This is a genomic window from Micromonospora sp. AMSO31t, from assembly GCF_008868175.1.
Lineage (GTDB): Bacteria > Actinomycetota > Actinomycetes > Mycobacteriales > Micromonosporaceae > Micromonospora.
Map to the genome: position 1 here is coordinate 1 of NZ_WBKT01000249.1, position 5,262 is coordinate 5,262.

Annotated in this window: 3 rRNA genes; all 3 read left to right on the plus strand. The window is 58.1% G+C overall.

The features are described 5' to 3' along the window. The first annotated feature begins 57 nt into the window (after window positions 1–57). The 3 genes from F8274_RS29795 (at window position 58) to rrf (ending at window position 5,250) form a co-directional block, all read left to right on the plus strand. A 16S ribosomal RNA gene (locus F8274_RS29795) occupies window positions 58–1,572 on the plus strand. A 375-nt stretch (window positions 1,573–1,947) separates the two neighbouring features. Further along, window positions 1,948–5,056 (plus strand): 23S ribosomal RNA (locus tag F8274_RS29800). A 77-nt stretch (window positions 5,057–5,133) separates the two neighbouring features. Beyond that, window positions 5,134–5,250, plus strand: a 5S ribosomal RNA gene (rrf, locus tag F8274_RS29805). Together the 16S, 23S and 5S rRNA genes form the textbook arrangement of a ribosomal RNA operon. Window positions 5,251–5,262: the final 12 nt, after the last annotated feature.

Sequence of the window (5,262 nt, forward strand, 5' to 3'; positions counted from 1 at the left end):
GGTTGGGATTCCTTTGGCAACACTTTTGTTGTCAGGATGATTGTTCAGCAAAGATTTTTGTTGGAGAGTTTGATCCTGGCTCAGGACGAACGCTGGCGGCGTGCTTAACACATGCAAGTCGAGCGGAAAGGCCCTTCGGGGTACTCGAGCGGCGAACGGGTGAGTAACACGTGAGCAACCTGCCCTAGGCTTTGGGATAACCCCGGGAAACCGGGGCTAATACCGAATAGGACCTCCGACCGCATGGTTGGGGGTGGAAAGTTTTTCGGCCTGGGATGGGCTCGCGGCCTATCAGCTTGTTGGTGGGGTGATGGCCTACCAAGGCGACGACGGGTAGCCGGCCTGAGAGGGCGACCGGCCACACTGGGACTGAGACACGGCCCAGACTCCTACGGGAGGCAGCAGTGGGGAATATTGCACAATGGGCGGAAGCCTGATGCAGCGACGCCGCGTGAGGGATGACGGCCTTCGGGTTGTAAACCTCTTTCAGCAGGGACGAAGCGTAAGTGACGGTACCTGCAGAAGAAGCGCCGGCCAACTACGTGCCAGCAGCCGCGGTAAGACGTAGGGCGCGAGCGTTGTCCGGATTTATTGGGCGTAAAGAGCTCGTAGGCGGCTTGTCGCGTCGACTGTGAAAACCCGCAGCTCAACTGCGGGCCTGCAGTCGATACGGGCAGGCTAGAGTTCGGTAGGGGAGACTGGAATTCCTGGTGTAGCGGTGAAATGCGCAGATATCAGGAGGAACACCGGTGGCGAAGGCGGGTCTCTGGGCCGATACTGACGCTGAGGAGCGAAAGCGTGGGGAGCGAACAGGATTAGATACCCTGGTAGTCCACGCTGTAAACGTTGGGCGCTAGGTGTGGGGGGCCTCTCCGGTTCCCTGTGCCGCAGCTAACGCATTAAGCGCCCCGCCTGGGGAGTACGGCCGCAAGGCTAAAACTCAAAGGAATTGACGGGGGCCCGCACAAGCGGCGGAGCATGCGGATTAATTCGATGCAACGCGAAGAACCTTACCTGGGTTTGACATGGCCGCAAAACTCGCAGAGATGTGAGGTCCTTCGGGGGCGGTCACAGGTGGTGCATGGCTGTCGTCAGCTCGTGTCGTGAGATGTTGGGTTAAGTCCCGCAACGAGCGCAACCCTCGTTCGATGTTGCCAGCGCGTTATGGCGGGGACTCATCGAAGACTGCCGGGGTCAACTCGGAGGAAGGTGGGGATGACGTCAAGTCATCATGCCCCTTATGTCCAGGGCTTCACGCATGCTACAATGGCCGGTACAATGGGCTGCGATACCGCGAGGTGGAGCGAATCCCAAAAAGCCGGTCTCAGTTCGGATCGGGGTCTGCAACTCGACCCCGTGAAGTCGGAGTCGCTAGTAATCGCAGATCAGCAACGCTGCGGTGAATACGTTCCCGGGCCTTGTACACACCGCCCGTCACGTCACGAAAGTCGGCAACACCCGAAGCCGGTGGCCCAACCCTTGTGGAGGGAGCCGTCGAAGGTGGGGCTGGCGATTGGGACGAAGTCGTAACAAGGTAGCCGTACCGGAAGGTGCGGCTGGATCACCTCCTTTCTAAGGAGCACCATCCGTCGAAAGACGGTATGGAGCCCGCGCCATCCGAATGTGGTGGCGGGGTGCTCAATGGCGGAGACACTGGTTAGTCGGATGCCGGCAACGGTCACCGATGTCTAGTACACGCCCCCTTCGTGGGGGTGCAGGAACGACGGACGTGATGCGGCTGGGGTTCGGCGTAGAGCACCCTGTTGGGTCCTGAAGGAACAACCTCGTGTTGTCTTTCAGAGCCGACGAGCGGAACCAAGGGTTCCGCCGGCGCCAGGCACGGCCTGGTGTGGCATACCGTCGAGATTGTTCTCGGGCTGGTGTCGCGCTGCGGGTTGTGGGTTGGTCGTTTGTTGAGAATTGCACAGTGGACGCGAGCATCTTTGTGGTCAAGTTGTCAAGGGCGAACGGTGGATGCCTTGGCACCAGGAGCCGATGAAGGACGTGGGAGGCCGCGATAGGCCTGGGGGAGCTGTCAACCAAGCTGTGATCCCAGGGTGTCCGAATGGGGAAACCCGGCACCAGTCATGTGGTGTCACCCACACCTGAACACATAGGGTGTGTGGAGGGAACGCGGGGAAGTGAAACATCTCAGTACCCGTAGGAAGAGAAAACAACAAGTGATTCCGTGAGTAGTGGCGAGCGAAAGCGGATTGAGGCTAAACCGGCTGCGTGTGATACCTGTCAGGGGTTGCGTGGTCGGGGTTGTGGGACCCTGCTGAACAAGCTGACACTTGTTCGAGAAGTTACAAAGTCAGTGGCTAGTCGAACAGTCTGGAATGGCTGACCGTAGACGGTGAGAGTCCGGTAGGTGAAAGTTGCTGACCTTCTGTGGGTGTTCCCGAGTAGCGGCGGACCCCTGAAATCTGCCGTGAATCTGCCAGGACCACCTGGTAAGCCTAAATACTTCCTGGTGACCGATAGCGGACGAGTACCGTGAGGGAATGGTGAAAAGTACCCCGGGAGGGGAGTGAAATAGTACCTGAAACCGTTCGCCTACAATCCGTCGGAGCCTTGCGGGGTGACGGCGTGCCTTTTGAAGAATGAGCCTGCGAGTTAGTGGCATGTGGCGAGGTTAACCCGTGTGGGGGAGCCGTAGCGAAAGCGAGTCTGAATAGGGCGTATTCAGTCGCATGCTCTAGACCCGAAGCGGAGTGATCTAGCCATGGGCAGGCTGAAGCGCGGGTAAGACCGCGTGGAGGGCCGAACCCACCAACGTTGAAAAGTTGGGGGATGACCTGTGGTTAGGGGTGAAAGGCCAATCAAACTCCGTGATAGCTGGTTCTCCCCGAAATGCATTTAGGTGCAGCGTCGCGTGTTTCTTGCCGGAGGTAGAGCACTGGATGGTCTAGGGGGCCCACAAGCTTACCGAAATCAGCCAAACTCCGAATGCCGGTAAGTGAGAGCGCGGCAGTGAGACTGCGGGGGATAAGCTTCGTAGTCGAGAGGGAAACAGCCCAGATCACCAGCTAAGGCCCCTAAGCGTGTGCTAAGTGGAAAAGGATGTGGGGTCGCATAGACAACCAGGAGGTTGGCTTAGAAGCAGCCACCCTTTAAAGAGTGCGTAATAGCTCACTGGTCAAGTGGTTCCGCGCCGACAATGTAGCGGGGCTCAAGCACACCGCCGAAGCTGTGGCATTCACATTTCAACCTCGCTTGGACTTGATTCCTTGTGCAGGTGTGTGGATGGGTAGGGGAGCGTCGTGCCGCGAGTGAAGCAACGGGGTGACCTAGTTGTGGACGCGGCACGAGTGAGAATGCAGGCATGAGTAGCGAAAGAAGGGTGAGAAACCCTTCCGCCGGATGACCAAGGGTTCCAGGGCCAGGCTAATCCGCCCTGGGTGAGTCGGGACCTAAGGCGAGGCCGAGAGGCGTAGTCGATGGACAACGGGTTGATATTCCCGTACCCGCGAAAGAGCGACCCTGACGAACCTCGTTGTGCTAACCACCCGAACCGCCGGCGACCTTCGGGTCAATGGTGGGGAGCGTGGGAACCTGGCGGGTAGTAGTCAAGCGATGGGGTGACGCAGGAAGGTAGCTGAGCCCGGCCGGTGGTTGTGCCGGGGTAAGCGTGTAGGCCGTGTCGTAGGCAAATCCGCGGCGCATATAGGCTGAGACGTGATGCCGAGCCGATTCAGGTGAAGTCAGTGATCCTATGCTGCCGAGAAAAGCCTCTAGCGAGTTCTTAGCGGCCCGTACCCCAAACCGACACAGGTGGTCAGGTAGAGAATACCGAGGCGATCGGGCGAACTGTGGTTAAGGAACTCGGCAAATTGCCCCCGTAACTTAGGGAGAAGGGGGGCCGGAGACGTGAAGCCCCGCGCGGGTGGAGCGTTGTATGGCCGCAGAGAGCAGGGGGAAGCGACTGTTTACTAAAAACACAGGTCCATGCGAAGAAGTAATTCGATGTATATGGACTGACGCCTGCCCGGTGCTGGAACGTTAAGGGGACCTGTTAGCTCTTCGGGGCGAAGCGGAGAACTTAAGCGCCAGTAAACGGCGGTGGTAACTATAACCATCCTAAGGTAGCGAAATTCCTTGTCGGGTAAGTTCCGACCTGCACGAATGGCGTAACGACTTCCCCACTGTCTCAACCACAGGCCCGGCGAAATTGCACTACGAGTAAAGATGCTCGTTACGCGCGGCAGGACGGAAAGACCCCGGGACCTTTACTATAGCTTGACATTGGTACTTGAGTTAGCTTGTGTAGGATAGGTGGGAGCCGGTGAAGTCCATACGCCAGTATGGGTGGAGGCAATCTTGAAATACCACTCTGGTTGATTTGGGTATCTAACTTCGGACCGTTATCCGGTTCAGGGACAGTGTCTGGTGGGTAGTTTAACTGGGGCGGTTGCCTCCTAAAGGGTAACGGAGGCGCCCAAAGGTTCCCTCAGCCTGGTTGGCAATCAGGTGTTGAGTGCAAGTGCACAAGGGAGCTTGACTGTGAGACTGACAGGTCGAGCAGGGACGAAAGTCGGGACTAGTGATCCGGCACTGGCATGTGGAAGCGGTGTCGCTCAACGGATAAAAGGTACCCCGGGGATAACAGGCTGATCTTCCCCAAGAGTCCATATCGACGGGATGGTTTGGCACCTCGATGTCGGCTCGTCGCATCCTGGGGCTGTAGCAGGTCCCAAGGGTTGGGCTGTTCGCCCATTAAAGCGGTACGCGAGCTGGGTTTAGAACGTCGTGAGACAGTTCGGTCCCTATCCGCCGTGCGCGTAGGATACTTGAGAAGGGCTGTCCCTAGTACGAGAGGACCGGGACGGACGAACCTCTGGTGTGCCAGTTGTCCCGCCAGGGGCACGGCTGGTTAGCTACGTTCGGAAGGGATAACCGCTGAAAGCATCTAAGCGGGAAGCTCGCTTCAAGATGAGGTATCCCACCCACTTTGTGGGGTAAGGCCCCCAGCTAGACGACTGGGTTGATAGGCCGGAAATGTAAGCCCGGTAACGGGTTCAGTTGACCGGTACTAATAGGCCGAGGACTTGACTACCAAGCTGCTACGCGTCCACTGTGCAACTCTGAACCAGCGAACACCCCACGTGAGTGTGTTTGACATGTTCATAGAGTTACGGCGGTCATGGCGGAGGGGAAACGCCCGGTCACATTCCGAACCCGGAAGCTAAGCCCTCCAGCGCCGATGGTACTGCACTCGGGAGGGTGTGGGAGAGTAGGACACCGCCGGACAATCTTCCAGTC